Annotated in this window: 28 protein-coding genes; 2 read left to right on the top strand and 26 right to left on the bottom strand. The window is 58.4% G+C overall.

The features are described 5' to 3' along the window. Window positions 1-5 precede the first annotated feature (5 nt). The 26 genes from NTD89_RS28480 to NTD89_RS28610 form a co-directional block, all read right to left on the bottom strand. Window positions 6-3,182: a phage tail tape measure protein gene (locus NTD89_RS28480; RefSeq protein ID WP_262210847.1), complete on the bottom strand. Its 3,177-nt coding sequence runs from the start codon at window positions 3,180-3,182 to the stop codon at window positions 6-8. Window positions 3,183-3,332: 150 nt separating this feature from the next. Continuing rightward, complete coding sequence (locus NTD89_RS29665) at window positions 3,333-3,932, bottom strand: phage tail assembly protein (protein ID WP_410017236.1); 600 nt, start codon at window positions 3,930-3,932, stop codon at window positions 3,333-3,335. 14 nt (window positions 3,933-3,946) lie between these two features. Then, entirely contained in the window at window positions 3,947-4,450 is a 504-nt protein-coding gene (locus NTD89_RS28495) for a phage major tail tube protein (RefSeq protein WP_262210848.1), read from the bottom strand. 12 nt (window positions 4,451-4,462) lie between these two features. Next, a complete protein-coding gene (locus NTD89_RS28500; protein WP_262210850.1) occupies window positions 4,463-5,629 on the bottom strand; it encodes a phage tail sheath family protein in 1,167 nt (388 codons plus the stop codon). A 104-nt stretch (window positions 5,630-5,733) separates the two neighbouring features. Then, entirely contained in the window at window positions 5,734-6,165 is a 432-nt protein-coding gene (locus tag NTD89_RS28505; RefSeq protein WP_262210851.1) for a phage tail protein, read from the bottom strand. Further along, a complete protein-coding gene (locus NTD89_RS28510; protein ID WP_262210853.1) occupies window positions 6,162-7,703 on the bottom strand; it encodes a phage tail protein in 1,542 nt (513 codons plus the stop codon). The genes NTD89_RS28505 and NTD89_RS28510 overlap by 4 nt, the downstream gene beginning before the upstream one ends. Continuing rightward, window positions 7,700-8,389, bottom strand: a complete 690-nt coding sequence (locus tag NTD89_RS28515; protein WP_242198029.1) for a phage tail protein I — start codon at window positions 8,387-8,389, stop codon at window positions 7,700-7,702. Before NTD89_RS28515 ends, NTD89_RS28510 begins: the two co-directional genes overlap by 4 nt. A gap of 1 nt (window position 8,390) precedes the next feature. Continuing rightward, complete coding sequence (locus NTD89_RS28520; protein ID WP_262210854.1) at window positions 8,391-9,272, bottom strand: baseplate J/gp47 family protein; 882 nt, start codon at window positions 9,270-9,272, stop codon at window positions 8,391-8,393. Continuing rightward, a complete protein-coding gene (locus tag NTD89_RS28525; protein WP_262210856.1) occupies window positions 9,269-9,595 on the bottom strand; it encodes a GPW/gp25 family protein in 327 nt (108 codons plus the stop codon). The genes NTD89_RS28520 and NTD89_RS28525 overlap by 4 nt, the downstream gene beginning before the upstream one ends. A gap of 5 nt (window positions 9,596-9,600) precedes the next feature. After that, window positions 9,601-9,879, bottom strand: coding sequence for a hypothetical protein (locus NTD89_RS28530; protein ID WP_262210857.1), 279 nt, complete (start codon window positions 9,877-9,879; stop codon window positions 9,601-9,603). A gap of 56 nt (window positions 9,880-9,935) precedes the next feature. After that, window positions 9,936-10,502: a phage baseplate assembly protein V gene (locus NTD89_RS28535; RefSeq protein WP_262210858.1), complete on the bottom strand. Its 567-nt coding sequence runs from the start codon at window positions 10,500-10,502 to the stop codon at window positions 9,936-9,938. Further along, window positions 10,499-11,014, bottom strand: coding sequence for a hypothetical protein (locus tag NTD89_RS28540; protein ID WP_262210860.1), 516 nt, complete (start codon window positions 11,012-11,014; stop codon window positions 10,499-10,501). The genes NTD89_RS28535 and NTD89_RS28540 overlap by 4 nt, the downstream gene beginning before the upstream one ends. Further along, complete coding sequence (locus NTD89_RS28545) at window positions 11,007-11,672, bottom strand: phage tail protein (protein WP_262210861.1); 666 nt, start codon at window positions 11,670-11,672, stop codon at window positions 11,007-11,009. Before NTD89_RS28545 ends, NTD89_RS28540 begins: the two co-directional genes overlap by 8 nt. Further along, entirely contained in the window at window positions 11,669-11,989 is a 321-nt protein-coding gene (locus NTD89_RS28550; protein ID WP_262210863.1) for a hypothetical protein, read from the bottom strand. Before NTD89_RS28550 ends, NTD89_RS28545 begins: the two co-directional genes overlap by 4 nt. Before the next feature lie 2 nt (window positions 11,990-11,991). Continuing rightward, window positions 11,992-12,987, bottom strand: a complete 996-nt coding sequence (locus tag NTD89_RS28555) for a major capsid protein (RefSeq protein ID WP_262210865.1) — start codon at window positions 12,985-12,987, stop codon at window positions 11,992-11,994. 62 nt (window positions 12,988-13,049) lie between these two features. Next, a complete protein-coding gene (locus tag NTD89_RS28560; protein WP_262210867.1) occupies window positions 13,050-13,388 on the bottom strand; it encodes a head decoration protein in 339 nt (112 codons plus the stop codon). After that, complete coding sequence (locus NTD89_RS28565) at window positions 13,385-14,521, bottom strand: head maturation protease, ClpP-related (RefSeq protein WP_262210868.1); 1,137 nt, start codon at window positions 14,519-14,521, stop codon at window positions 13,385-13,387. Before NTD89_RS28565 ends, NTD89_RS28560 begins: the two co-directional genes overlap by 4 nt. Continuing rightward, entirely contained in the window at window positions 14,518-15,999 is a 1,482-nt protein-coding gene (locus NTD89_RS28570; RefSeq protein WP_262210870.1) for a phage portal protein, read from the bottom strand. The genes NTD89_RS28565 and NTD89_RS28570 overlap by 4 nt, the downstream gene beginning before the upstream one ends. Then, entirely contained in the window at window positions 15,999-16,205 is a 207-nt protein-coding gene (locus tag NTD89_RS28575) for a phage head-tail joining protein (RefSeq protein WP_124417585.1), read from the bottom strand. The genes NTD89_RS28570 and NTD89_RS28575 overlap by 1 nt, the downstream gene beginning before the upstream one ends. Before the next feature lies 1 nt (window position 16,206). Continuing rightward, complete coding sequence (locus NTD89_RS28580) at window positions 16,207-18,237, bottom strand: phage terminase large subunit family protein (RefSeq protein WP_262210873.1); 2,031 nt, start codon at window positions 18,235-18,237, stop codon at window positions 16,207-16,209. Between the two features lie 4 nt (window positions 18,238-18,241). Continuing rightward, window positions 18,242-18,799 (bottom strand): terminase small subunit, encoded by a 558-nt coding sequence (locus tag NTD89_RS28585; RefSeq protein WP_262210875.1) that lies wholly within the window; start codon window positions 18,797-18,799, stop codon window positions 18,242-18,244. A gap of 204 nt (window positions 18,800-19,003) precedes the next feature. Next, on the bottom strand, window positions 19,004-19,348 hold the full coding sequence (locus tag NTD89_RS28590) for a phage holin family protein (RefSeq protein WP_262210877.1): 345 nt from the start codon (window positions 19,346-19,348) through the stop codon (window positions 19,004-19,006). Between the two features lie 517 nt (window positions 19,349-19,865). Then, complete coding sequence (locus tag NTD89_RS28595) at window positions 19,866-20,231, bottom strand: hypothetical protein (RefSeq protein WP_046071179.1); 366 nt, start codon at window positions 20,229-20,231, stop codon at window positions 19,866-19,868. Next, window positions 20,224-22,446 (bottom strand): VapE domain-containing protein, encoded by a 2,223-nt coding sequence (locus NTD89_RS28600; RefSeq protein ID WP_046071178.1) that lies wholly within the window; start codon window positions 22,444-22,446, stop codon window positions 20,224-20,226. The genes NTD89_RS28595 and NTD89_RS28600 overlap by 8 nt, the downstream gene beginning before the upstream one ends. Continuing rightward, on the bottom strand, window positions 22,436-22,663 hold the full coding sequence (locus NTD89_RS28605) for a TraR/DksA family transcriptional regulator (protein WP_262210881.1): 228 nt from the start codon (window positions 22,661-22,663) through the stop codon (window positions 22,436-22,438). The genes NTD89_RS28600 and NTD89_RS28605 overlap by 11 nt, the downstream gene beginning before the upstream one ends. Beyond that, window positions 22,656-23,174 carry a phage regulatory CII family protein gene (locus NTD89_RS28610; protein ID WP_046071176.1) on the bottom strand — a complete coding sequence of 173 codons (519 nt, stop codon included), beginning with the start codon at window positions 23,172-23,174 and terminating at the stop codon, window positions 22,656-22,658. Before NTD89_RS28610 ends, NTD89_RS28605 begins: the two co-directional genes overlap by 8 nt. Before the next feature lie 679 nt (window positions 23,175-23,853). Between NTD89_RS28610 and NTD89_RS28615 the strand changes: the two genes are divergently transcribed. Together NTD89_RS28615 and NTD89_RS28620 are read left to right on the top strand one after the other, a co-directional pair. Further along, window positions 23,854-24,636, top strand: coding sequence for a helix-turn-helix transcriptional regulator (locus NTD89_RS28615; protein ID WP_262210884.1), 783 nt, complete (start codon window positions 23,854-23,856; stop codon window positions 24,634-24,636). Window positions 24,637-24,889: 253 nt separating this feature from the next. Then, on the top strand, window positions 24,890-25,468 hold the full coding sequence (locus NTD89_RS28620; protein WP_124428823.1) for a hypothetical protein: 579 nt from the start codon (window positions 24,890-24,892) through the stop codon (window positions 25,466-25,468). The last annotated feature ends 1 nt before the right edge of the window (window position 25,469 follow it).

Consider the following 25,469-nt stretch of genomic DNA (forward strand, 5'->3'; position numbering starts at 1 on the left):
CCTCCTTACAGGTGAGGTTCGTCGTACAGCTTCGCGGCGTTTTGTTTCGCCGCATCCGCCATCATGAGCCGCATATGCGGCATGAGGTCTTGCGCCAAGCGCTGGGGATCCTTCACATCCCCTTGCACCGTAATTGGCATCGTCAGCGAGTACTCAAACTTCTGATCCACTTTGGCTGGCACGGGCTTCTCTGGTTCTTTGGGCTGAATTGCCACTGCCGCCGGCTTGGTCGGTGCAGACACCGCCATCGAGCGCGCCACGTCACCCAACGCCGGCGAATGCGGCGCAGGTGCCATCAGCAGCGCACCCGAACCGTTCTGGCCATTGAATGACTTGCTCATGGCAGCCAAGCTTGGAATAGCCGGCCCCGGCCGAGGCGCCATCAGCAAAGGTGTTACCGGAGGCGCAGGCTTTTCGTCATCGCCCCCAAACCACGACTTACCCGCAGCGCCACCCACCGCAGCCCCACCCATGCTGCCCAGGTAGGCGCCTATCAGCCCGCCAACAGCTGTGCCGATAATCGGCACTACCGAACCAATAGCCGCACCTGCAGCAGCGCCGGCCATGGTACCGGCCAGATTACCAGCGGCGGCACCATACCCCTCGGCCTTCTCGTCCTTGGTCTTGGCGTTTTGATAGGTGTCGAAGGCCATAGCGCCGGCCTCCATCAGTGAACCGCCGGGTATCATCTTGGCCGCTTTGCCAATCTTACCGACCGCTTGCACCACTCCACCCAATTTAGCTAACGCCCCCGTTGGAACCGTAACTGGTAAAAGCGGCGGCCGGGGGATCACCGCTGGAGGCCGTGGCACTGGCGGACTAGGAGCCGGTACCGGTGGTCGCGGCATTGGTGGACGCGGACCGGGCACAGGAGGCCGAGCCGCCGGTGAACTCGGAACTGCAACCGGCGGCCGTGGCACTGTCGGGCGCAGGGCCGGAGCTGGTGGCCGTTGCGCTGCCGGGCGCAGGGCCGGAGCTGGAGGCTGTGGCACTGTCGGGCGCAGGGCCGGAGTTGGAGGCCGTGGCACTGCCGGGCGCAGGGCCGGAGCTGGTGGCCGTGGCCGTGGCACTGCCGGGCGCAGGGCTGGAGCTGGTGGCCGTGGCACTGACGGGCGCGGCGCCTGTACCCGAGGTCGCGGCGAACTAGCCACACGAGGCGGTATGGGCCGCCGACGCGAAGGGTTACGCCTTGAGCCGGGACCACGTCGACGATGGTCGCCTATACCTCCATTCGACGCCCCCATAGCGTTTGCATTGACGACAAAAACCTTTTGAACATCAGCGCCGCCCGCTGCCGATTCGCCAACCGTGGCGCCGCCTTCATTGCCAGACGCCGCCTCTTTTGCCAGAGAGACAACCTTAAGGCCTGTCGCAACAATGTCGAACTTGCCGGGTTTCTTATCATCCTTACCCTCGACATCATCTGAATCACCCTTGAAAGCGGCCACAGCCTTGAGCCCGGACTCAACCAACGACAGGGCTTTACCGGCCTTCCCCTTGGGGTCGCTGCCCTTGCCATCAAAACCGCCCCCATCCGGGGAGTTCGTCACAAAGACTTTTTGTACTTCACCGGACTTGCCACCTAACGAGCCCCGCGCAACGTTGAGCAATCCTTTAGCGATTTTGAACGAACTAAGCAGGCCCTTGAGAGCGACAAGCCCACCACCGACTGCAGTGATGCCCGTCACAACGCCGGGCGCGCTGTCAGACAGCGAGGTAATACCCTTGGTGACTTTGGTCAATGCTTCAGCCACGGTGTCCGTGACCGGACGCAAGGCGTCCCCAACGCTGCGCATTGCATCATCCATCGACTGAGCCATCTCGGCCCACTTCTGCGACGACGCCTCACGTCGCTCGTTGAGGTTTTTATCGAGAATGCCCGTTGCGTCTCGCGAATCATTCTTGAGCTGGCTGTATAGCGCCTTATTCTGCATGTAAGCGGAAAGCGCAGCCTTGACCTGCATATCGGCGAACAGATCGCCGGTGCGCAGTGACTCCTCAAGCGAGGCCATCATGGCCTTGGCTTTCTGCGGGTCGGATTCCTTGCTGATCTTTGCGGTCGCCTCAGCCATCGCCGCCGCGCGCTTCGGATCAGTGGCCTGGATGTACTTCTGCGCCAACGCCAAGCTGGTTTCAAGCGTAGACATACCGTTCTGCAAACCGGTCTGCATCGACCCTTTGTAGTCGATACCCGCCTTTGCATACGCTTTGACGGTTTCGCCAGAGCCGATTTTGCTCATCCAGTTCTTGAGGTTGTTCGCCGCCTCATCGGCGCCGCCGGCAGACTTCATCTGCACCTGCAGCATGGCGCCCAACTGCGTCACCGCATCAATGCCAGTGATACCGAGGCTGCCCATGTTCGCCAATAGCTCAGGGAACCACTTGGCCATGTCGACCGCCTCAAAGCTGCCCGCCTGCCCTTGGTAAGCAATCGCTTCCAGAGCCTGCTGCATCTGCTTGGGGTCAGTGATCTTGGCGTTCTGACCCAGCGCGTTGATCATCTTCGCAGTATCAACACCGTTCGATCCCTGTCCTACAACAAATTTGGCCGCAACTGGCGCATAGTCCAGGGCCTTGCTCAAATCCATGCCGGCGCTCACCAACTGGTTAACCACGTCGGCCACATCGTTGCGCGCCATGCCTGTGTCGCGCGAGGTGTCAATGATCTTGCGTGACATCTCCTTTTCTTGCGGCTTATTGGCAATGCCAGCCTTGATCGCGATATCACGAACAATGGCTCCAAAGTCCGCGCTGACTTTGGTCGGAACAGCTAGAGCACCGATTCCGACGACAGCGGCGCCGACTGTGCTTTTCATCCCGGTCCTACCTGCATCAAGTTGCTGATGCCCCCGGGCCTTCAGTTCCGCTTTATTGGCGGTCTGACCCATTGACCGATAGGCCTTCTCCAGCCGGCCGACTTCAATACCCTGCTTTTTCAAGCTGTCGAGATTGGAGTTCAACCGCCCCAGCAGCTTGGACGCTCCCTCAGAACCGCTGTCATGGGCTTTCTTCCATTCATCACGCAAGCGAAGGGTATCGCCGATAGTTCGCTGCAGAACCCGCGCCTTGAGGCCTTCCGCCTCAAGACGTTTAATACGGCCCGTTACATCTTTGAACGCGGCACCGACAGTCGCACTGACGGCGCCGCCGATCACCAGCCCGAGGGCGATTTTGTTCGCCATGTCATGGCCCCCATTTGCACTGCATTACCGATGGCAGCTCAATCCGTGAGCCACCACACCATTTCAGCAAACGGCATCGACTGAATTTCGGCAGCGGAAAATCCGGTTTCCGCCGCCAGACGTTTCGCGGCCATTTTCATGACGCCAGGATCAAAGCCCGTCGTCTTGGTCCATACGAAAATAGCCGGCCTGCAGACGGTTGAAATCCACCAACTTCAGGCCCTCCAGATCTGCGACAGGCGCACCGGCAAGCGCGGCAAACAAAATCAGCTCGCGCTGCTCGTCATCCCCGCCCGCGTCACGATTTGCCGTACGCACATCGCCCACCGTTGGAGAACGCAGGGCCAATTTATCAACCGACACGCCATTGATTGTGCTCGGACAGGAAAGGGTCACCATTGCCTGATCCGTGGTCACCGACAACCACGACGGCATCACGTTGGTGTAGTCAGTATCGGGGACCAGGTGCGAGTAAGCGGTTTGTACACGGCGATAGTCCGCCAGTTTGAGGCCTTCCAGGTCCTTGACGCCGACATCTGCCAACCCCGCAAACAGCATCAGCTCGCGCTGTTCATCGTCGCCATTAGAGGCGCGGTCGGCTGCCCGCACCTCCCGAACGACCGGGGCACGCAATGTCAACGTTTCGACCAAGACGCCATTGGAATTGCTTGGCCGCGTGAGCGTCACGACGGCGGCGAGCGCGTTGAGTGACAGCCAGGCCGGCACTTCTTTGAAAGTAGCTTTATTCATTTAGATCTATTCCCTTAAAGGCCCAGCGCGATGCGGATGTCAGCCAGTTGATCTTTGCCGTCAATCACTTGAACGCCCGCGACCATGTCGATTTCGTACATGAGGCGACCGTCGATTTCGAGCTTGTAGTAAGACGGCGCGATGGCGTGCTTGATCTCAGCCGGATCACCGGCTTTCCAGTCGCCCAGTTCGACCTCTTTGAGCAAGCCGCGCAGGGTGGCGACCACCGCCGTCACTGCACCTTTTTGCCCTCTGAAAGCCCCTCGGAATGTCGCGTTAAACGCCGTGCCATCAGCCAAGCCGAAGTGTTTCAACGACTCACGACGCACGCCCTTGGTGACGAAGGACGCCTCCATTTTCTCCAGGCCTTGCGCCATTTCGATGGCACCTGCCATGCCACCGGCACGATATTCATCGGTCTTTACCGTCAGCTTGGGCAGCGTCAGAGTCGGCACATCGCCGGCGAAGTTCACGCCGTCGACAAACAGGTTCGTGTTAAACAAAGTTTGAGGAATCATTGACTAGGCCCCTTAGGCTGCTTCGAGAACTTCGGTCATCCACTGATCGGTGACTTCGAAAAGGAAATTCGGGTTTTCTGCCGGCGGCACGTCGGTGAAACGGATGCGCCAATAAACTTTGCCCTGGGAGATCTGGCTGGCGGTGTTCAGCTCGGTGTCCGGATACACCTCAAAATTGATAATCGCCCCCTGGGCCTTCAGGTCGCGCATGAAGGCGTCTAAGCCGTCAGTCACATCCTTGACGTAAGTCTTGGTGATCGAGCGGTCTACGGCCCACCTGTGGCCTGTCTGCACCGCGTCCATAAGGATGAACAGCGTGCGAACGCGGGTAACGAATGCCCACTTCGGATCACTCGAAAGCGTGCGGTTGCCCCACAAGCGGTAGCCGTCATCGCGGATGATCGTCGCGATGTTGGCGTTGTTCAGCAGGTTGGCACGACACGTCTCGTCACCATCCAGGTACTCGACTGCCCGAGTCGTGCCGGTGATACCCGAGAACTCTTTATTCGACGGCGAGGCCCAGAAACCATATTCGGCATCGGTCCAGGCGAACAAGCCCGCCGCCCAGGCCGACGCCGGCGCATCAACAGTCTTGCTGAGCTCGGTGTCCCAGTACTGAACTCCCGGGTCAACCATGAACAGATTGCGACTGCCGAAGTTATCGGCGTAGAGCATCGCCGCCTCATCCGTAGTACCAGGACCATCGAGAATGCCGATAGCCCGAAGTTTCTGCGCCAGGCTATCGAGTGCTGTAGCCACTGCTTGCGTGGCGGTATGTCCCGGCGCGATCAACAACCGTGGCTGCGCGTTGAACAGGCTTTTACCATCCAGCAACGCCTGCAGGCCGGTCCGCTGACCAGACGCCAAGACGCCGCCAATAATCGCCGAGGTTTGCAGCGCCGCGTCCTCAAGCTTCGGTACGCCGATGGCGACAATCACCGCCTTGGCCTTGGCGTAGATTGCTTTACAGGCCTTGGTGATCGCCGAGCTTTCACCGAAAGCGGCAATGGCTTCGCGCTCAGAGGTGATCAGCTTCAACTCGCCGGCCTTGGCAGTACCGCCGCCAAGCACGCCCGGGTTGAAGGTGTCGCACAGCCCGATAATGGAAGAAGACGGCAACGAAATGGTGCGCGCGCCAGTCTTGATGTCGGTCGTGGTAACGCCATGAAAGAAACTCATAAAGCTCGATCTCCAGAAACGATAAAGCCCCGCATGAGCGAGGCCGTTAGGGATGTACGTGTTACACGTAGTGGAAAAGAAAACGCCCCGTCAGTGCGGGGCGTTTATTGCTGTAGCGTCAGGAGCCAGTCAGGGGCCGAAGGGCGATGTTCGCTCAAAGGGAACTCACCAGCTTCAGGCCAGTTACGGAGTAAACGCCGATATGCTTGCAACTCGGCGTATTGCTCCGGTGTAAGCGAGGTTGGCGACCCGTCTTCAATCTCATCACGATGGCGGGTCACTACGCCGTCTGTAGACGTCAACTGAACCGAGCGCCAATACCGCTCGACTTCGGCCAACTGTTCGTCTGTCTGCTCCGGGGCGTCAACCACAACAGGCCATTTATCCGGCCCACAAACCAAACGCTTTCCATGACTGACTTGGGCCAAGAGCTCGTCCCTGGCTTCGGCGGAGAACTCCCGCGCATCAGCAGGGATAAACGTACATACCTGATCGTCGTAGAAGAAGCCTGTTTCAGGACTATAAAAGACAGTCATGCTTTACCCCTGACTCGCCAGAAAAATGAGGCATTAGCGCTATAGAGATTTCGAACGGTGATACTCCCGAGCGTGCTGTTTCTCGCTTGCAACACTGGATAGTCACCAACTTTTTGACCGCTAGTAAAATCGGCAAACGTCAGCTGAATATCTGTAGGCACCGCCGAAAGCGCGTAGGGCAGCGGGATTACCGTGTCGGAACCTGATGGAGCCGAAACATAAAGGCCCCATTGTTCAACGTCCCCACCAGGCAACTTTTGATGACTTGGAGATTCAGCAAAATCAGAAACATGCTTAAGAGAGGCCGAGCCAGCCAGGAAATAGTTGGTGCCTTGAAGTGTCGCCTCAAGTGATGACCCGATATTAACGATAACGCTAGGGAGAGAAACGGTGGCGACGGCAGACATAGCCCCACCGGCTGGTGGCACTATTGTTAATGGAGCCCCACCAACGTTTCTGATGTGAATTGTCGCTCCAAGTGCCACGTTGGCAATGGGTGGAAGCGTCAATGTTGCCGCCGCTCGGGGGTTAGCCAAAACAAGCTGGCCAAAATCTAATGCCGTTAATTTTGCAGATGCATCATAAACTCGTATCCCGCTCAGATTGCCGAGCGCCCGTTGCACAAACTCTGTGGTGGAGAGCGTCTTACCGCTATCAAACTGAGGGGCCGTAGGGGCTGTAGGATTATCTAGAAAGGCCGGCGAACTGATCGGCGCAAGACCTTGCGTAATGTTTTTAAAGGCCAGCGCTGTAGTCCCGACGACGATGGCCCCATCAGTCGATAGCAGCCACAACGTATCGGCATTCACTTTCCCTTGCTCTACCACGACCATAAGACCCGGCGTGACCTTGGCGTTGTTGTCCGCGTCCGTAGCGCGCTTCCAGATATCTGCAGTCAGATAGATTCCATTATCTTTTGCCTGGGCTTGATCTTTGACCAGCACGCGAGAGCCAAGCGGCACTGCCACACCGTCAATCGTTTGTGCACCAGCCAGCTGGATCGGCCCAGTCGTTGCCAGCAGTACTGATTGCTTCACGTCTTGCCTGTTGATCCCGTCGACCACCGAATCATCGACATACTGCCTTGTTGCCAGCACCACGTCCGGGTCAATCTTTAGGACGACATTCGCGGCGCTGGAGACAATGAAGTTCATGCGAATAACTTGAGTGCGACCAGACCCTTGAGACATCAATGGTTTGTAGGTGGCCGGGCAATTTGCGACAGCTACCAGGGCTCCATCGGAGTCGTACAGACCCATCTCTCGAATCCACCAACCGCCTTCGTCGGCTGGGATGATTTGTTCGGCCACGATGATATTGGGGTTTGACGGGTCAACTGAAAGCTTGTTCAGTGGCCGCCGGCGCCGTTCATTGATCAGTTTTTTTTGTGTACGGTCAGGGATAGGATCGGTGCCGTTGGCATCGCCCACACCCAGTTCGGTGAGTTTCCAGGGAATGCCCAGCGCGTCGGCATTGGCCTGTTTGGCCTCACCGGTCGCGGTAAGAAGCGCAAAAAACTGCGAGTTGGAATCGATCATGGGTAGATGTCCAGTGTGTCAATGGAATGTTCCCGCCCGGCTGCGCCGATGTAGCAGGCAAGGTCGATGACGCCGGTGATCGGCGGATAAACGCTAACTGTGTCGATAGAGTGCTCACGGCCGGTACTGCCAATCACGCCAGTGGTGCTGATGTCGCGCAGGACGGGGGGATATACGTCGATTTCATCGCCTTCATAAACGCTGGCGAACATGTTCGACACACCGGTGGTTTCAAGGCTGATAGCGAGCCCTGTCAGGTGACGGCTGACGGGCTTGGCGTCATCAATCAGCCTCTCCAGCTCCTGATACATTTCCTCAGTGATGCCAGTGTCGAGAACGCCAACCTTCAGCGCAAACGTGCCCGGGATGCCTTCCGGTACCATCTTGAACCACTCGACAATCTCGATCAGGTAGCCCAAGGGCTCGACTACTCGGCGCAACGCACCGATGGTGCCTTTGTGAGCATGGATGTAGTAAGACGCCTTGATCGCGGCGCGTTTTGTCGCTTCAGTCCATCGGTAATCCCAGCGATCCACTGACCACGCCCACGCCAGGTGCGGAAGCAAATGCACCGGGCAGGTATCGGCGTTGTAGAGGTCACGGAGCGGGACAATCGTTTTCTCAAAAAACGTAGCCTCCATGGCCCGTTCCAATTGCGTGCTGTTGATCGGCAGTAGGCTTTTCATATCAACCCGCCAGAGTCACGGTGTAGCCCGTACAAAACGCCGCCTGAGCCTTGGTGGGCGCCAGGTCCTGCCAGCCGATCAACTCCACTCGAGAAACGCCGGCAACGTGCAACTGAGCGTCTACGCCGGATCGCGCCACCTCGACGCCCAGCCGCTTGCGCGGATTGATCCAGGCAGCCAATCGAGCTTTCGCCTCTACCAAACTGGCGTCGGCTTCAGGGCCAGCACCGGCCATGTGCAGAATCGCGTTAATTTGATAGCGGATCACCTGGGCGCTTTGCACCGTCACTCGATCTCCCACCGGCCGCACGTTTTCGTCATTCAGCGCGGCAGACACCGTAGCCAGCAATGCTGGCGAAGCCACGCCCTCCCCGTCGAGGCCCAACACCGTTACCGTCACGTAGCAAGGCGCTGGGCTTTCGGCCGTAGCATCTGCCACCAACCCAGATGCGTTTCGGGCGTGCAGGATGTAGCTGTTACGCGGCCCGGCGGTGGTCAGGCCCTCATAGGCCAATTGAATGCGCTCCCGAAACGGATCGTCATCCTCTTTGACCTCCGGCACCGGTGGCACTGCCAGCAGATCTTCAGCTTGAATGACCAGGCGCTTTAGATTGACGTTGGCCCCCAGGTGATCAAGGTCGCCGCGCACGGCGTGCGCCAGCAGCACCGCCTTACCAGCATCATTGACCCGTGCGCGATTACCAACCTTGATGTAAGCGCCGACTTCCAACACCTTGACCACCGGATCACTTTCCAGCGCGGCGGTCCAGTTACCGCCCATGTAGCCGCGAAAAACTCCCAGCGTCTCCTGGTACACCTCTTCGAAGTCTAGCGGCTCCAACACGGTCGGCGCCGGCAACGACGAAAGATCTACGGTACTCATACGGCCACCTCCAGCGTGACGGCGTCGCCAAGATACTGGCCGACTAGCTTCAGATTGATTTGCCCGCCGATCACGGAAATGACGCGCACCTGGTCCATTTTTAACCGCGGCTCCCAGCGCCCTAGGGCGCGGGCGACTTCCGCCTGTACGGCGCTTTTCCAGCCCTCATTAACGGGCAAGTCAACGAACCGCCGTAGCATGCTGCCGTATTCCGGCCGATGCCGGCGGCTGCCCAACGGGGTGACCAAGATGTCTGGAACTGATTGGCGTAAGTGCGCGATGCCGGAGATGGGCTGGCCGGTGTGGCGGTCCATTCCGATCATTGTGATTACTCCTTCGCTTGCTCCAGATCTGGATGCGCTTTCAAGAACGCAAATTGATCATCGCCACATGCGGTGACGCGACCTGCAATCACAGGAAGCGCCTCGCCGCTGGGAAGGATCAGTGTGCGCGAGGTGAAAACCTTGTCGCGAAAGACACGCGCGGGGCCGATGGGCTCCACCACGTCAGCTGCCGCGGAAAAACCAAGCGGCGCGGGCTTCAACCCCACAACCGCAATCTCTTCGACGGCCCCGGCCGAATCGCCATCAGTTCTAGACTTACTCATAAGGCAAACTCCAGGTGTAAAAAAACCCGCACTGGGCGGGCTGTTGGGGATTGAAATTAATGCGTGTGGTGATTGCTGTTGCCACCGGCATCAATGATCGCGCCGGCACTGGTGATGCCCTTTGTAACGTGCAATGCACCGTCGATCAGCACCGCCGCTTTCAGATTGATGTTGCCGGTGGTCACGTTCACGGCGCTGTCCGTGATGACCGCCTCTGTACTGGCGACTTTGATGGTCACCGTTCCGCTCGGCAGGGTGATGCTGTAGCTCTTGGCCTTCCAGTCGTAGATCAGCGAGCCACCATCGTCAAAGCGCCAGACTTCCACATGGTCACGGTTATCCGGTGGTGGGCCGGCATTGCCATACAAGCCCGGGATGAAGGTCCCTTGCGCCACGTCACCGCTGGCACTGACTAAAGCCCCCTGCTCACCCATGGAGGGCGCCCGCCAGTGCCTGGCCTTGCCGGCGGCAATGCTGTGCCAGCGCACCCATGCGCTGACCCATTCGCCATCAGATACACGACACACCGGCGGTGAAGCAGCTAGATCGACGGCCACTACGTAGCAGTCCTTCACTAGCCCCGCCAGCATGCGGTCGTGCTGGGCAGTGGCATAGCCGCTCATAAGTCCTCCGCAGGAACAAAGTCCTCTTTGACGTCGTTATTGAAGCCAAACAACAGCATCCCCGGCGGTTGGTCAGGCCAGGGCCATTGTTCAGGGCCGAGGTACACTTGCTGCGTCCACTCCACGAGCCACACCGTGTACCCATCCAAAGCCGGCTGGGTCCAATCCTGCAAGGCCTGGACGAACTCCGCTGGCTCGACCGCCACTCCCCAAGTCTGCGCGCGCAGTAGAACGGCGAGTTGAGTAGCCAACTGCACCGCCTGTTGCTGATGCCGGGGATGAATCGGGTCAACAATGATGCGTGCCTCGAACTTGCACACCAACACGGTTTCACCCGTGCCGATGTCGGTACCCGGTTCAATCTCAGCCAGCTCCAGAAACACAGCCGGCAACGCGATACGGTCTTCGATGTTCGGCCAGGCAGTTACGGCCTGAACCCCGTGCAGGTGACTCGACAGGTGTTGCTCTATCGCCTGATAAAGCTGATCCAGACTAAAAGGTTCGTCAGCCATTACCGATCCTCTTGAGGTATTTCTGCAGCTCAAAGTTGAGTTCCTGTTTCAGGATCTCCAGTAAGCGTTCATCGGCCTTTTGTACCCAGCTTTCAAAGTGGGGACGGGCTTGCTCCAGAGAGACTTTCGCCTTTGCCAGCGGAAAGCGACTGCCGTTTTCCGCCACCCATCCCGAACTCGGCCCGCGTCCCGGTGACACCGTGCTGTCAGGGTAATCGTCAGCGTTGAAGTGTTTGCTCGCAGTACGGATCCAGATGTCCGGCTTGTTTCCGTAAACCTTCTTGAGAAACGCGCCTTGATACCGCCGCCCCGCCACCGACACACCGCTGCCTGTCTGCCGTGCGCGGCCGATCCGGCTGGACTCGATAGCGTTCAAACCAAACCACAGCTTGCCGCTCGAAGCCCCGCCGGACACCGGGTAACTGCGCAACCGTTGACGCACCGCCGCAACAGCGATGCGCTCTTGCCGACTGACCGCCCGGGCGATGTGCGTGCGCAACCACCCGAGCGTCTTGTTGATGGCTCGACGATGAGCAGTCGCAGCTGCCTTGGGCACCAACTTGGCAAAGTCCTGAAACGCTTGCAGGTCTGCGGCGGGCGACTGGATGGAGATCATGCCGCCGCCAGCCGAGGGCTTGTAATGGCTACCGATGCTCATGGGCGTAACCTCAGAATCAAGGCGACCAGACCGTCGCCGCTCGGCTCCAGCTGCAGCAGGTCGTAATCGCCGCCGCCATCCAAGGGAGGCAAATCGACGCTGACCAATAGGCCGCGTTTCAAGCCTTCCGAATCGCTGACGCGAATCTCAAACCGAGGCTCACGCAAGCCGGTGTTGAGCTTGCCGAGCTTGGGCTGCAACCAGGGCGCCGCGAACATGCCGAGCACTGGTTTGTCACGACCCTCGATCCGTGCGGTATCGCCCAGTGTTTCGAACACCACCGCGTCGATGTCGTCGATCAGTTCGCGGAAGGCCACGGTCACATCTCCAGCAGGATCTGCGCCCGAGGCCGGGTGCACAGGTGCAGCGGGTTGGACTGGGCTTCACCGGCCACGCCCTTGTTGAAGGGCAGCGGCTCGATCTTGCTGTAGTACGGGATGCCCTGGGTGTTGACCGTTTCCATGTAGTCGGCCGGTGCAAAGCACGATATGTACAGGTCAGGAACGCCCTCGGGAACCAGCAGCGCCTTGTCGTCATGGACGAACGAAACGCCAGCAACCTTGCCGCGATAGCGCTCCCAGACAATCCCACCGAACTCGAAACTTTCACGAGCATCACCGCGCAGAGACGCGGCCTGCATGGTATTGAGGTAAGTCTTCTTGACCGACTCGTGGACGATCAGCTCGTTCCAGAAGTTTTTGCCGCAGAAGGCGCGGGAGCCGGTAGTAGTTACATTACCGAGCGCATCCTCCTGCATATCCAAAGCAACACCACACTTAACACGTACTTCCGTACTCGGGTTGCTCAGCTCCATGGGTAACCTCTGTCGCTTGACACCGAAACGGTCATAAATGTCCAACAGAACCGTTTTGCCGTCCGCATCCAGCACCACGCCATTCATCGCACCCATACGTTGAAATTCATGGGTGGCATCCAACTGACGGCGCGCCTTACCCAGGCGTTTGTTGACAACGTCTTGCACAGCCTGCAACTCGGTGAGCGTGCCGAAAGCGCGGATGCCCTGGATCTCATCTGCCCTGATGGTGAAGCGTTCGGGCAGGTGCACGGTATTGAACGGGATCAACGTTCGCTTAGTAGCACCGACCACCAGGCCGGACGTACCGCGTTCACCTGCCGGCACCAAGGCCAAAGTGTCGCCATCCTTTTCGATCTGCACGGTCAGAGTGCTGATGCCCTCTTCGCGGAAAAGGCCAAGACTGCTGATGCGACCCGGCAGATATTCCTGTTCATTAATTGCAGCGGTCAACGAGGAGACGCTGAACGCATCGTCTTCAAAAATGGCGATATCGGCCATGGGGTACTCTCCAGAAACGAAAAATCCCGCACTCCGCGGGATGGATTAACAGGGTGAGCGTCTTATCGGACGATCACGAAATGGTTAGCCAGGGCCTTTTCAGCGGCAGGATCAAGGCCCGTCAAATGCGCTTCACTGACCTCTGCCATGCGCACGACGGCACGACCACGACGCACAACATCTGATTCGCCAAGCGGACCGTAAAGGATCGCGATAGCGTTTTCAGTGCCGTCCTCGGCGGTCGGCTGATAAGGGGCAAACTCGCCAGTGAGTGTGACCAGGCCGAGGATCTGGCCCGGCTCAATGGCGGCACCGGCGGCGACGTTAATCGCCTCGCGGGAGATGTTGCCCGCGCCTTCGGACAGCAGGAACTCGCCCGCGTGCATCGATTCAGTTTTCATGCTCTTGCTCCTTTCGAGGTTCCGTTCTGTGCCGTCTGACGGTTGGCCCAGATAGATTGGGTGTCGACCTGTTTGGCCTTGATAGTGGGTGCTGGATCATCGTCCAGCGGCAGGCTGTTGTTGATTTCAAAGCCACCGCCGCTACTCACCAGCTTGTCGAACAGGCGCGCCCTGACGGCGGCTTCATCCAGGCCGGCAGCGATAAATTCGCCGGTCAGTTCGGGTAATCGTGCCGCGACACAGAGGCTGTGTAGGGCTTTGGCCTTGGTCAGCGCGGCCTGGATCACGGATTTGCTTTCCAACTTCGTCGCAGCGAGTATCGGATCTACCAGGTTGCTGATGCCGGCCGCCGCACACCCCTTGGTGACCATCAGCGCTAGCCCGGCCGCATCCAGTACAGGTGCCGGTGGATCGACAGGCTCAGGCAGCTCCACTTCCGGCTCTTCATCAAGCTGGGCGAGCAGTTCGGCCGGAGCATTCTGGAAACGCTGCAGCACACTGCCCTGGCCGAGACAGGCGCTGACCTTCAAGCCGTCGCCCACCTCATCAGCTAGACCCAGTGCCACCGCCTCGTTGGCCGTAAGCCAGGTTTCAGCATTGACCATGCGTCGCAGCTCGGCTTCGTCGATGTCAGGCGCCTTGGCCTTGTAAGCAGCGATGATCGCTTCCAGGGTCTGGTCCAGCACATCCGCGACACGGCGGAAGTCTTCGGCATCACCACCGGTAAAGGTGTAGGGGTTGTGGATCATCAACATGGCATTGGCCGCGATCACCACTCGGTGAGCGCCGCACACTGCGACACTGGCAGCGCTCGCCGCCAGGGCATCAATGCGACCCGTGCAGCGCTCGCCCAGGCGCGACAGCGCGTTGTGGATCGCCAGGCCGTCGAACAAGTCCCCGCCGATGCTGTTAAAGGCAACAATCACCGGTGACGCGCCGTCATCCATGGCGCGCAGATCCTGCACGAACTGATTGGCGGTGACGCCCCAGGCGCCGATCTCGCCATACACGAAGATTTCGATGCTGCGTTGCTCGGCTTCGCCGCTAGCCTGAAGGGTGTACCAGCTTTTATCGGCGACCTTGACCTGCTTGCCCGCCTTGTCAAAGACGCGGGGCTTGGCTTTTTTACTCATGATTGTTCCTTGTCGTCATTCGTCTCGATGGCATCAAGCGTGGTGTAGTTGAGGCCGAGGTCCGTGGACCGGGCGAGGTCAGCGGCATTTTCCGCGTCGATGGTTTCCGCGTCGTAGCCGTTGCGCAGACACATCTCGCTGCGCGAGCCAAAGCCAGCCTGCACTTCCATCCGACGCGCCTGAACGTCCTGCACCGGCTGGATGTAGGCCCAGCCCTGCGGCACCCAACGTGTGCGCAGATATTCGCGTCGACGTTGCGCGTAGTCCGGCAGCGCCAGGGCGCCGGACAGCACCGCCATGTCCATCCAGGCGGCACGCACCGGGCGACACAACTGGTGCACATACACGCCGAACTGCAGTTGCTCCAGACGCCGCCGGAACTCGTTGAGCACTACCCGGAGTGCCCGGTCGTTGACCTCGCGCATGTCGCCGGTAAGGATCTCGTACGGGGTGCCCGAACCCGCCGCCGCCGCCATCAACTGCTGCCGCATGAAGTCTGGGTAGTTGTTGCCGGCATCCGGTGGCTTGGAGAACTCCACCTCTTCACCTGGCCCCAGCTCCTGCATGGTGCCGGGCTCCAAGGCGACCATCGGCGTGAAGCCGTCGCGGTCAACGTTCAATGGCATGCCAGTAACGGGATCGCGAGGCTGCTGCGTAGCCTCCGGTGCCGGGCGCTTGATGAAGCCCGCGAACAGGTTCGCCACTTCCTGCCGGAACAGCACCGCGTCGTCGTAATTGTCGAGGCTGCGCAGGCGCTTCAGCACCGGGGCCAACCGTGGGACGCCGCGCAACTGCCCGGGCTCCATCGGTTCGAAGATATGCAACACCTGTGTTGCCGGTACGCGCACCAACTGGTTGTAGCCAGCGTTCAACGACGACGAGTCGCGGGGATGCGAGAGGTACATCCAATACGCCACACGCTTACCGGCCGGGTTGAACTCGATGCCGGCGCGGATCACGTTGCCGTTTTTGGCCATCTCGAATTTATCGTGAGGGACAAATTCAGGGGCCAGCGCCTGCAGTTGCAGAGGCACTGCCAAACCTTCGCTCGGGCTGCGGGGTCGCAATCGCACAAAGCATTCACCGGCCGTTTCAACGGTGCGCGCCACCAGAGCCTGCATGCCGTAGAAGTCGGTCAGCTCATCGGCATCCGCCTCATCCACCCAGTCATCCCACAGCTGCTGCTTGAGCTTGCGCAGCTCGGCGTCGTCCGTGGTCGGCCTGGGCGTGATGCCGGTACCGATCAGGTTGCTGACGCGTTTGTCGATGACGTTGAACGCGTACGGGTCATTGCGCACCGCCGCCCGCGAACGCGCACGCAGGTTGCGAAGGGCCGGAGTGTTAATGCTGTTGATGCCGTTGTCGGAGGCTTCCCAACTGGCCGAGCGTCGGCCCTCACCGGCGCCTTCGTAACTGGCCTTGATGTTCGACGGCAGCAAGAATCCGTTACGGGTCAGCGTCGGATAATGTCGGGCCATTATATTCCCTTGCCTCCGTGGTAGAGCCTGACTACGCGAGAGCGCGGTCCGGCGGCTTGACTCAACGATGTACGGATCTCGTCGCGGGCCTTGAGCAGTTCGTCGATGGAGCGGTATTCCACCGTGCGGTCGCTGTAGCGCACGGTCTTTTCACCGCGTGCAATGGCGCGCTCGATGGCTTCGAGGTGCTTCGGGGTAAACGACATATCAGCGTCTCTTCAGGTAACCGCTGGTGGAGCTGCGGCGTTGAGGGGGTGCAGCGGGTCGCTGTTGGGCGACAGGCGCAGCAGGTGGCGGTGCGGGTAGCGACTGACGCGCCGCAACTGGTGCCGGTGCCGGTGTTTCGTCAGCGTCGACGCGCTCGCCCTGCACGGGCTTGACGCCCAACACATCGTCGAACAAACCGGACTGAGCCAGCGCCTGTCGCACCCGCTCCCAGTCGTGTTCCTGGTAGCGGTTGATGCCCAGGTAATGCGCCATCGCCAGGCAATACACCATCAGGTCGAGCGCCTCGTTGCGCTCAGCCTTGCCCTTGACCCACTCGATGCGCTTGTGGCCCTTGATGTAGCGGGTAACCTTACGTTCAACAACGCATTGTTCGAAAAACTCATCTGGCAAGTCGTTGGCAAAGTGCAAAGCCCCAGGGCCTGACTCGAACGAGTAACGGTTGTAGATCCAGTCCTTGGCGGTGTCGGTACCAACGAACCACAATTCAACGCCGTTACGCTCCGTCTGCCCTTTCCAGGTCACGTCCATCATCGAAGGACGTTGCGCGATTACGTTTCTGCCGGGCTTGCTCGCCCCCTTGACGGCGAACACGTTGCGCCAGCGACGCAGGCGGCAGAACTGGTAAACCTCGTCGGTGTGGTGACCACCGGAGTCGACCGCTGTAGCGAGGATCGCCAAGCCCACACTGCACGGATGCCGGTAGCGAACCTTGAGCTTGTCATCAAGCACAGACCAGGTGCTTTCATTCGCCGGATCGCCCCAGATGACCTGGTGGTCAATGACCCATCGCTCCATACCAACCCCGAAGCCCATGACCATCAGTTCCAGGCGGTTAGCCTGGACGTCGACAGAGGCAGTCAGCATCAGTACACCCAACGGCATCGAGCCGACCCCATAGGTCTCCAGCCGTGCCCGTGCAATGAGGACGGCAGCCTTAGTTTGTTCCTGCGCGCTGTCCCAGACCTTAGCAAGACGTGTGTTGTAGAACACTTGCATGGGCTCCAGGTCGCCTTTGACCTGCGCCTTTTTGGCCTTTTCAAATTGCTTGGCGAGAGACTTCCAATCCATCCAACCCAGTGGCGAATACAACGCATTGAGGTGAAAACCAACCGTCTCTCCATCGCCCTGGGCATGGGCGCGCCACTCGCCACGGGCAAGCATGTCACCCTTGTGGTGTTCCTCAATCAGCACATCACAATCAGGCGCCGCGCACTCGTAATGCACGACGCTGTAGTCTTTCGAATAGTGCAGCCGGTCCCATTCCAACGTTTGCATGTGCCCGCATGTCGGGCACGGTACGTAGAAATAACGCTGGTCACTGCCCTCGAACAGATCGTCGATGCGCGAGGCGCCCTTGATCGTCGGCGAACTGGAGAAGTAGAACTTGGCATTGCGGCCAAAGGTGCTGCCCCGTGTTTCTGCCAGCTCAATAGGATCCCCCTCCTCACCGATATCCACTTCCCAGCGGTCGATCTCATCGCCATAAACATACCGCGCCGACAATTCTGAAAGGTTGGCAGCGGAGCCTGCGGTGGTGACATACAACGCCCCACCCTCGAACTCTTTAGTGTCCATGGTATTGCGTGAGTCTCGCGACCGACTTGAGGCAACACGCTCACGCAGCACAGGCGTAGCCTTGATGGTCTTGCTGATTCGGGACGAAACCCGTTTAGCCAATCCAAGGCTAGGCAGCAGCGCAAGGATGTTTGATGGTGCCATATGGATCAGGCCGCCGATCCAATTCAATCCGATCTGCGTTTTCATCAACTGCGAGGCGACCATCGTGATTACGCGTTTGCAGGGGTGAGCCGGCGAAAGGCAACGCATCGGTTCCCTGGCATATGGTGTGCGCGATGTGCGGTACTGTCCTGGTTCAGCGGCCCCCGTATCACGCGGGATCCGCATGTACTCGTCAGCCCACTGGTCAATCCAAACATCCGGATCGGGCTGAAGGCCACGGAAATACGCCTCACGGTACACCTCCGCACCATCAGAAATTTCCGTGTGCATGGGCTTAACTCGTCGTCAGTGCATGTTCAAAGTCAGAGGAAGACATACGATCAGCGTCTTCCAGCGAACGCCGTATGGCGGCGGTCAGATGCCTTTCAATTTGCCAAGGGTCAGTCATTGCAGCCAGCTCCGGCGCGAGTTGTGGCGACATCCCTAGCAGTTGGTCACGCAACAGACGGCCCGCATTGAAGGCGCCGGTTTCCACTGCTTCGCGGTCCACCAAGGTGCCTTGCTGTTTGCGATAGTTATCTCGCTCCTGAAGGGCAAGATAGTGCTCTCGCAGGGCACGAGACTTCTGAAAGTCTGCCGCCTGCCCAACTTGCGGCACCGCAGGTTCTTCGGCGGCTGTTTGCGCCTCTCGCTCAAGGCGAAGCCGGTTGTGGCGGTTGGCAACGGCGGCTTTGCTGGGGTCCGCCGACTCAGCCAGCAGTGCTTCAGTGGCTTCCAGTTCGACCTTGCCGTCATCGGTCAGCACCAGGCGATCCTGATTAGCCAACTTGGAAACATAAGATTTGGCCCAACCACGTCGTGCCGCAAACTCCGTTTTGCTGATTACGGTCATGATGGAATCTCCTGTTCACCCAATGAATCCGGGGTAGTTCACCTGTTCACCTCAGTTCACTAAGCTGGTGAACTGTCCGCTAACACTTTCCCGCGGGTTTCATGCCCCGTGTCCCTCGGATGCCCCCAGGGTCCCCGGCGGCCTTTTAGCGCTTCATTTTGGTGCGACCCGCTACAAGCCACGTATTCCGTGGCCTCCAGTGCATCACGCCTGACCGCCGCCCGAGGGTGGCACATCGCACACGCCCAACCGCTTGGCGGCCCAGCGTTCGTAAAGGCCAATGGCGACATCAGCACCGGCCATCGCGGTCAGGCACCCGATGCTACCCGCCGCCAGGACCGACATGCCCGATGCGTGCAGCAACATCATGGTGGAAAGCCCGCAGACTACGCAGGCTCCGGACCGAAGCACCAAACGACGGACCAGGGACCAACCGCTTGCCCCCGCCTTATCGGCCCGCCATGCCTCACCGGAAATTCCACCGACCAGGGACAGCAGGATCACCATCCAGACCGGCATCTCAATAAGCGCTTGCTGCTCGTTCGTCATTGCCTTACCCCATAAACGCAAAAACCCGGCGCAGTGGCCGGGTTTGGTGTGGTGGTGTGTCCCGCTGCTTGCGGTCGCACCTATCGAAGATGGGTACTTTTTACAGGTGGATTCTCATGGCAGCAAGCCTGTTTTAATGCCACCCGGCCAATATCTGGTCAACGTCCTGGCAATGTCGGTGAATATCTTTACTTCGGCTCCAAGCGCCTCCGGCGCTGTCTTACCTGCCCTACTATTTTGAAATAAGGTAGGACAGCTACAGGCCCCTGAATTCGTGGGCTTGCCCTACTGCCCTACCTTTTTTAACTTTTTCTCGTGTAAAGGAAGAAAGTTAAAACACGCGTGCGCGCCAACGGCGCGTTATGCATCGCGCTACGCTCACATGCGCGGAGTGCTGTGGGAGGTAGGGTAGTAGGACAGGCCACGAACGGCGCGGCCTGTGGCAGTCCTACCTTGCAAAATGTAGGTAGGACAAGGTCGGACAGTAGGACACGAATTGATAGAGTAGTACCCAGGCTCATGCGGCTTTGCCCATGAGGAGGCCATCAATGCTCACATGAGCATCGTGCAAGCGACGGTAATAAGTTGGCGCGCTGCATCCGCAATGCAACATCTTCTGGGAGAGGAAGCTTTCCTGATTGCAATAGTGCTCCCACACCACCACTGCCAGTTCAGGCGCCAAGTGTTTGTTGACGATCAGCTCAATGTCGGCTGATTCATCCAGCAACACCCGACTTCCACGCGTGCCACGTATCAACTCCCCCTTGCACTCCATCAGCATGGCGATCATGTTGCCGCCGCTCGGCCCGCCAGAGTTTTCTGGAACAGGAGAATGCAGATCCTGAGCCCAAAGCTTTAGCATTTCATCGATTCGCTTAATCAAAGCAAGGCTCCTCATCCCTCGCACCCTCAACCTGCAGCGCTGATGCACCGCCCCAATGATCTGGCTTCTTGTAGGCATATGGCCGAATACCACTTTTCGGCAACGGTGGTAGTCGCACCTTTCGCCATCCGAGGCGATGCATAATTGCACCCACACGCATCTGCTCGGGCTTGCCCCAATGGCCGTAATCGAGTTTCAAAGCGCCGGCTAAAACATCCTCGCCGCTAGCTGTAGCGCCGATCTGCGACTCTTCGAGCCATTTGAGAATCGGTCCTTCCCATTCATCCACGACAAAGCGCGATTCCTGCGCTTCAGCGAACAGTGGGGCCTCATCACGGTTAACCCACCAGATGTCCCCGGACTGATAACAGAACATCGCTTCGGCCCAAAGCTGGTCACGGACCTCGCGCAACTGGTCCAAATCGACCTTGGTACAAGCGACCGGCCAGTAACGCCGGTTGCCCGTTGCATCTTTGAGATATTCGTCTTGGTTTGTGGTGCCCACAAAAACACACTGGCGTGGCACGTCCATCGTTCTGCGTCCATAGCTCTCTCGATAGGTGTCAGTTGACGCCGAGAAAAACTGCTTCGCCTTTGTCGATTCAGCTTTGTTGAAACTATCAAGTTCCCCCAGCTCGATGATCCATTTACCACGGATCGCCTGGAACCCATCTTTGTCGCCCAAAGCAAAAGGGGTATCCATGAACCAAGCACCGCCCAGCACTGCCATTGCCGTAGACTTACCGGCCCCCTGTGCCCCTTCAAGAATCATCACCGAGTCAGCCTTACAACCCGGCTGCATCACTCGCCCGACCGCTGAGACCATCCAACGCTTACCAACCTTCGAGCTGTAATCCGTGGCGACCACACCCATGATGTCCGTCAACCAGGTATCCAGTCGTGGAACACGATCCCACTCCAAATCATTCAAGTAGTCGCGTACCGGATGAAACGCATGGTTATGAGCAACCACGCTGACCGCCTCAATTACGCTGCTGGCCTTCACTCGAAGGTTGTACTGTTGCGCAAGCCACTTCATCACCAGCACATCGTCGATATCCGCCCAATCACCAACTCCGCCTCCGTAAGGTGCAGCCCGTAACTTGACGATCTTAGAACTGAAGGCGCTAAAGCCGATCACACCGGCCCAGCGTTCATCATTGCCCAGGATCAGCTCTACGTTCTGCATGTGCGCAATCAGGGAGCCGTTTTCGGTGCGGGCCAGTTGGTCCTTCCAGCCACCCGCTGCAGGAGGCTTGACCACCGCAAGCACCTGGCGGCGGACGGCCTCCAATCCCTCGGCGACGTGCAGGTCGTTGAAGTCGGTCCACTTGATCTCACGTTCGCCGGAGAACACCGGGGCAACTACCTGACCACCGACGACCAGCGCGGCGTTGTTGGCTTTCTCTTCACCTGGGTTCCAAGGGTCACCATTGGGACGCTTCGTTTTCCAGTCGTCGTCCCGGCAGATGATCAACGGGCAGCCGGGGAAGCGCTCGCGCATCGCTTTGGAAACCGGAAGCAGGTTGCCAGCGTCGAAAGCGATGGCGACAGGGAGCGAGGTCGCCATGTGCAGGCTTGCGCCCGTGGCGTAGCCCTCACACACAAGCACCGGCTCTCCGGGTTCAGGGTGTGGGCCGATCAGGTGGAATGCGCCTTCCTTCGACATACCGTAGGGCCAGTATGCTTTGTCGCGCCCGGTTTCCTCTTGCTTCGCAGGAAAAATCACCTGCAGGCCGACGATCTGGTCACGCACGTTGCACATGGGCACTAAAAAAGCGCCGGTACGGGGCGCATAGCGAACCCTGAATCCTACGATCTGCTTACGATCCAGATAGGCGCTTTTACCTTTTTCGGGCATGCGCTTGAACAAGCTGGCAGCACGGTTGGCCGCTCGGCGTGATGCGTTGGCAGCGATCTCAGCGGCCTTGCGTTTGGCATCTTCTTGGCGAGCGCGCATAACTTCGCGCTCTTCAGGGCTCATGCGCCCGGCCTTGACCTTGATCTTTTGGGTATCGCCTGAACGCCAATCACCGAAGCTGCCGAAGATCAATATTTCGTTTTTTTCGGTGCGATGTTCGTGGATGACGTACCAGCCGTTTTTCTCTTTGCCTTTATCCTGAGTGGTTTTGCAGCGGGTAAGCTTGCCGAACACCAATGGCTGTGAAGGCTCCAGTCCGTAATCCGCGAACTGATTCAGTACATCATCGAGCATGGCGAGCTTTCCTAGCTTCGTCGATGGATTGGCAGATCACACACTGGGTGCAGCCAGCGATGGCAAGTCGGCGTTCCAGAGGGATAGCCTCGTCGCAGCCTTCGCAAAACATAAGCGAATGCATGGAGATCGCAGGTTTATTGGCATTTCGTGCAGCAAGTGCCTGATCGATGCGCTCTTGCATCAGGTCATTGGCAAAGTCAGCGATATCAGCCACGGTCCACCCCGCAAGTCGTCTGATTGACGTAACGGGCGCGGTTATACATGCCCAACAAACCCTGGATGCCGCGAAACACTAGCTGGCGTATCTCAGCCAACTCTCGGTCATCAACCTTGCCGTCACCAATATGCTTAGCCCAGGTTTCCGACAAATCGGCAACCTGCCTGAAAAACATGGCGATACCCGTGGTCAGGGTCTCTGGCATGTCGTTGGTGTACGCCTCAGCCAGCTCCTGCCAGATCGTATCGCCGACGAGGGCATGCACCGCATCGAGTATGCGGCGGTCCTTGGTGAGTTCGAGGATCTCGCCAAACTCTTGGATATTGACGGTGTGCGAGGGATGAGTGGGAGACAACTTGTGCTGCAAAGTGGTGGCATTACGGCCTGTTGTGGCTGCGATTGCAGCTGCGCCGCCTGGATAATCCCGCGCGGCGTGGTACAGCGCTAATTCGAGCGTCAGGACTTCCCGTTGTGCTCGATCAACGCAACTCAGAGCAATTCGGCTCATGGCATTAATCCTTATAAGTTGCCAGTGCCGCGCGGCGTGCAGTGGTGTTACATTTGCCGCGTGGCTTGAAAGGGCCCAAACGCCGGCAAGATCCTCAAGATCGAAACCGGCACCGTGCCAAGGTGAGCGATCCGTCTCTCACCTCTGGCGCAACAGCTGCCTAATCTGTGGTGGAAAAGGCAGCAACCCAAGACATCCGTGTCTTGGCAGCGCGATAAAGGGAGGTGGTTTGCATGTGGTGTGCCCTCCTACCTTGATCGCGACCCGACAGCACTGTGGTGGTGTGTGCCGGGAGGAACTGGGCGGCCCGTAGGCCGCCTTTTTTCTTAGCGCCCTATGCCGCCTGAGCCGAAACGGCCTGAACTGGCGCAGGAAAAATATCTGGCAAATCCGGTCTCAACTCATGAGGCAAAAGTCCCCAAGCTAAAGCCTTCGCAAGTGGACGAACTTGGGCAATTGGAATCCCCCTATGTCGCCAGTTGAAAAAGCGCTGTGGGCTGACATTGCATTCTCGTGCGAGTTGCGAGGGGCTTTTACCGGCCCGTTCAGCTACTAGCACTATCAAATCGAACACCTGGTCAGGCGTAGTCATGACATCACCTTATGCAAACAAAAAGAATGACAGAACCAAACAATACGTTTGTTATCATTTTTATGCAAGGGCTGTAACATTCTGTTTATGAACAAACACCCACAACACCTTAAAGGCCAGCGCTTTCGTCAAGCCCTGGAAGACTCCGGACTCTCCGGCGCGGAGCTCGCCCGTCTGCTGGATCTGGAAAACGATCAGAACGTCACCAACTGGAAGGCGAGAGGTGTCCCTGCCTATATGGCGGGTCAAGTCGCTATGACCTTGGCTGTTGAACGCGAATGGCTGGAGGGGAAGGACGTCCCCATGCGAAACTCGAATACCGCACGAGGGAGTGCGCCAAAGGCTGCCAATGACTCCCCCCTGTACGTCCTTGAACCCATGGCCCCATGGGATTCACACACACCATTAGAAGAAGACGAGGTTGAGTTGAGGCTCTACAAGGAAGTCGAACTCTCCTCAGGCCCAGGAAAGGTAGCTCGCACCGAGGTTCAAGAAATTACGGGACCAAAGCTGCGATTTTCGAGGGCAACGATGAGAAGTTGTGGCGTTGATCCATCGAACGCAGTCTTCGCCACAAATAGCGGCAACAGCAACCATCCATTGATTCTTTCTGGTGCAACCGTCGGTATTGATAAGGGAATGACCCGAATAATTGATGGTGAAATATACGCAATAGACCACGATGGTCACTTCCGAATCAAATTTCTCCAACGCACCCCTAATGGAGTGAAAATGAGGAGTTTCAATTCCGATGAGTACGCTGACGAAGATTATGATTTTGATCAGATTATGGCTCAACGCGTCGTGATATTGGGCCGGATCTTCTGGTGGTCATCGATCAGGCCACTGAAAGGTCCTTCTCTCATCTAAACCCAAACAAAATGTTTTGACGCGAAACCAAACATATTGTTTACTTGCCTCACTCTTCCACCACAGAGCGAGGCAACACCATGCACACCACAGCAACCCTGCACGTCCACCCGGCCGCTGCTAACCCCTCCCGCATCTTTGAAATCCGCCGCCTGGCACAAGACCTCGGCTGCGCTTTCATCGCGTCCAAACCCAAGCTGAAACAGCGCTCTGCGCCCGCTCCATTCGATCCGAATGGCGGAGGGCAAGCAGCATGAGCAAGTACAAACTAGACAACCGCACGCTGACCCTGCTCAAGGCTCAGGTCAATTTGACCGAGACCTTCAATCATCTTCTGCGGGCCGAGGTTCAGCGTGACGCCCTGGCCTTCCGCCTGAAAGTTGAGCGCCGCAAAGTCGATACCCACTTTACTGTTGAACTGGGCAGCGAACGCCACACGCTGACCCTGACCAACAGCAAAAAAATGCACCTCAAGCTTGCGGACTTCATTGAGGAGATTGTTAACGGACCAACCAGCCCTGGCGATTCAACTCTGCCGCATGCTGACAGGCGCTACGGTGTATTCGAGATCGAACACAAGCAGCGTGTGTTCGACTTGGTGCAAACCGGCGGTGCGCTCAGCCTCGATATGGGTTTCGAGCAACCGATCAACCTGGCTATCCATCGCAACAAAACCCGCACCGGCATCACGACCATCATGAGCATCGGCGTCAGGAAACCTCGCACCAAGTGCTTCACGGTGTGTGGGACTGACGCGGAGATTTACTCCATGGTTGCCGAGTCCATCACCCACCTCGCTGACACGGCGACCCCCGCCGCGCATGCAGCATAGG

It is taken from the genome of Pseudomonas sp. 14P_5.3_Bac1, from assembly GCF_025466135.1.
GTDB lineage: Bacteria > Pseudomonadota > Gammaproteobacteria > Pseudomonadales > Pseudomonadaceae > Aquipseudomonas.

Bases quoted from the DNA above. Each gene is read 5' to 3' on its own strand.
- NTD89_RS28480 (WP_262210847.1), bottom strand. From the start codon at position 3,182: ATGGCGAACAAAATCGCCCTCGGGCTGGTGATCGGCGGCGCCGTCAGT.
- NTD89_RS29665 (WP_410017236.1), bottom strand. From the start codon at position 3,932: ATGAATAAAGCTACTTTCAAAGAAGTGCCGGCCTGGCTGTCACTCAAC.
- NTD89_RS28495 (WP_262210848.1), bottom strand. From the start codon at position 4,450: ATGATTCCTCAAACTTTGTTTAACACGAACCTGTTTGTCGACGGCGTG.
- NTD89_RS28500 (WP_262210850.1), bottom strand. From the start codon at position 5,629: ATGAGTTTCTTTCATGGCGTTACCACGACCGACATCAAGACTGGCGCG.
- NTD89_RS28505 (WP_262210851.1), bottom strand. From the start codon at position 6,165: ATGACTGTCTTTTATAGTCCTGAAACAGGCTTCTTCTACGACGATCAG.
- NTD89_RS28510 (WP_262210853.1), bottom strand. From the start codon at position 7,703: ATGATCGATTCCAACTCGCAGTTTTTTGCGCTTCTTACCGCGACCGGT.
- NTD89_RS28515 (WP_242198029.1), bottom strand. From the start codon at position 8,389: ATGAAAAGCCTACTGCCGATCAACAGCACGCAATTGGAACGGGCCATG.
- NTD89_RS28520 (WP_262210854.1), bottom strand. From the start codon at position 9,272: ATGAGTACCGTAGATCTTTCGTCGTTGCCGGCGCCGACCGTGTTGGAG.
- NTD89_RS28525 (WP_262210856.1), bottom strand. From the start codon at position 9,595: ATGATCGGAATGGACCGCCACACCGGCCAGCCCATCTCCGGCATCGCG.
- NTD89_RS28530 (WP_262210857.1), bottom strand. From the start codon at position 9,879: ATGAGTAAGTCTAGAACTGATGGCGATTCGGCCGGGGCCGTCGAAGAG.
- NTD89_RS28535 (WP_262210858.1), bottom strand. From the start codon at position 10,502: ATGAGCGGCTATGCCACTGCCCAGCACGACCGCATGCTGGCGGGGCTA.
- NTD89_RS28540 (WP_262210860.1), bottom strand. From the start codon at position 11,014: ATGGCTGACGAACCTTTTAGTCTGGATCAGCTTTATCAGGCGATAGAG.
- NTD89_RS28545 (WP_262210861.1), bottom strand. From the start codon at position 11,672: ATGAGCATCGGTAGCCATTACAAGCCCTCGGCTGGCGGCGGCATGATC.
- NTD89_RS28555 (WP_262210865.1), bottom strand. From the start codon at position 12,987: ATGGCCGATATCGCCATTTTTGAAGACGATGCGTTCAGCGTCTCCTCG.
- NTD89_RS28560 (WP_262210867.1), bottom strand. From the start codon at position 13,388: ATGAAAACTGAATCGATGCACGCGGGCGAGTTCCTGCTGTCCGAAGGC.
- NTD89_RS28565 (WP_262210868.1), bottom strand. From the start codon at position 14,521: ATGAGTAAAAAAGCCAAGCCCCGCGTCTTTGACAAGGCGGGCAAGCAG.
- NTD89_RS28570 (WP_262210870.1), bottom strand. From the start codon at position 15,999: ATGGCCCGACATTATCCGACGCTGACCCGTAACGGATTCTTGCTGCCG.
- NTD89_RS28575 (WP_124417585.1), bottom strand. From the start codon at position 16,205: ATGTCGTTTACCCCGAAGCACCTCGAAGCCATCGAGCGCGCCATTGCA.
- NTD89_RS28580 (WP_262210873.1), bottom strand. From the start codon at position 18,237: ATGCACACGGAAATTTCTGATGGTGCGGAGGTGTACCGTGAGGCGTAT.
- NTD89_RS28585 (WP_262210875.1), bottom strand. From the start codon at position 18,799: ATGACCGTAATCAGCAAAACGGAGTTTGCGGCACGACGTGGTTGGGCC.
- NTD89_RS28590 (WP_262210877.1), bottom strand. From the start codon at position 19,348: ATGACGAACGAGCAGCAAGCGCTTATTGAGATGCCGGTCTGGATGGTG.
- NTD89_RS28600 (WP_046071178.1), bottom strand. From the start codon at position 22,446: ATGCTCGATGATGTACTGAATCAGTTCGCGGATTACGGACTGGAGCCT.
- NTD89_RS28610 (WP_046071176.1), bottom strand. From the start codon at position 23,174: ATGAGCCGAATTGCTCTGAGTTGCGTTGATCGAGCACAACGGGAAGTC.
- NTD89_RS28615 (WP_262210884.1), top strand. From the start codon at position 23,854: ATGAACAAACACCCACAACACCTTAAAGGCCAGCGCTTTCGTCAAGCC.
- NTD89_RS28620 (WP_124428823.1), top strand. From the start codon at position 24,890: ATGAGCAAGTACAAACTAGACAACCGCACGCTGACCCTGCTCAAGGCT.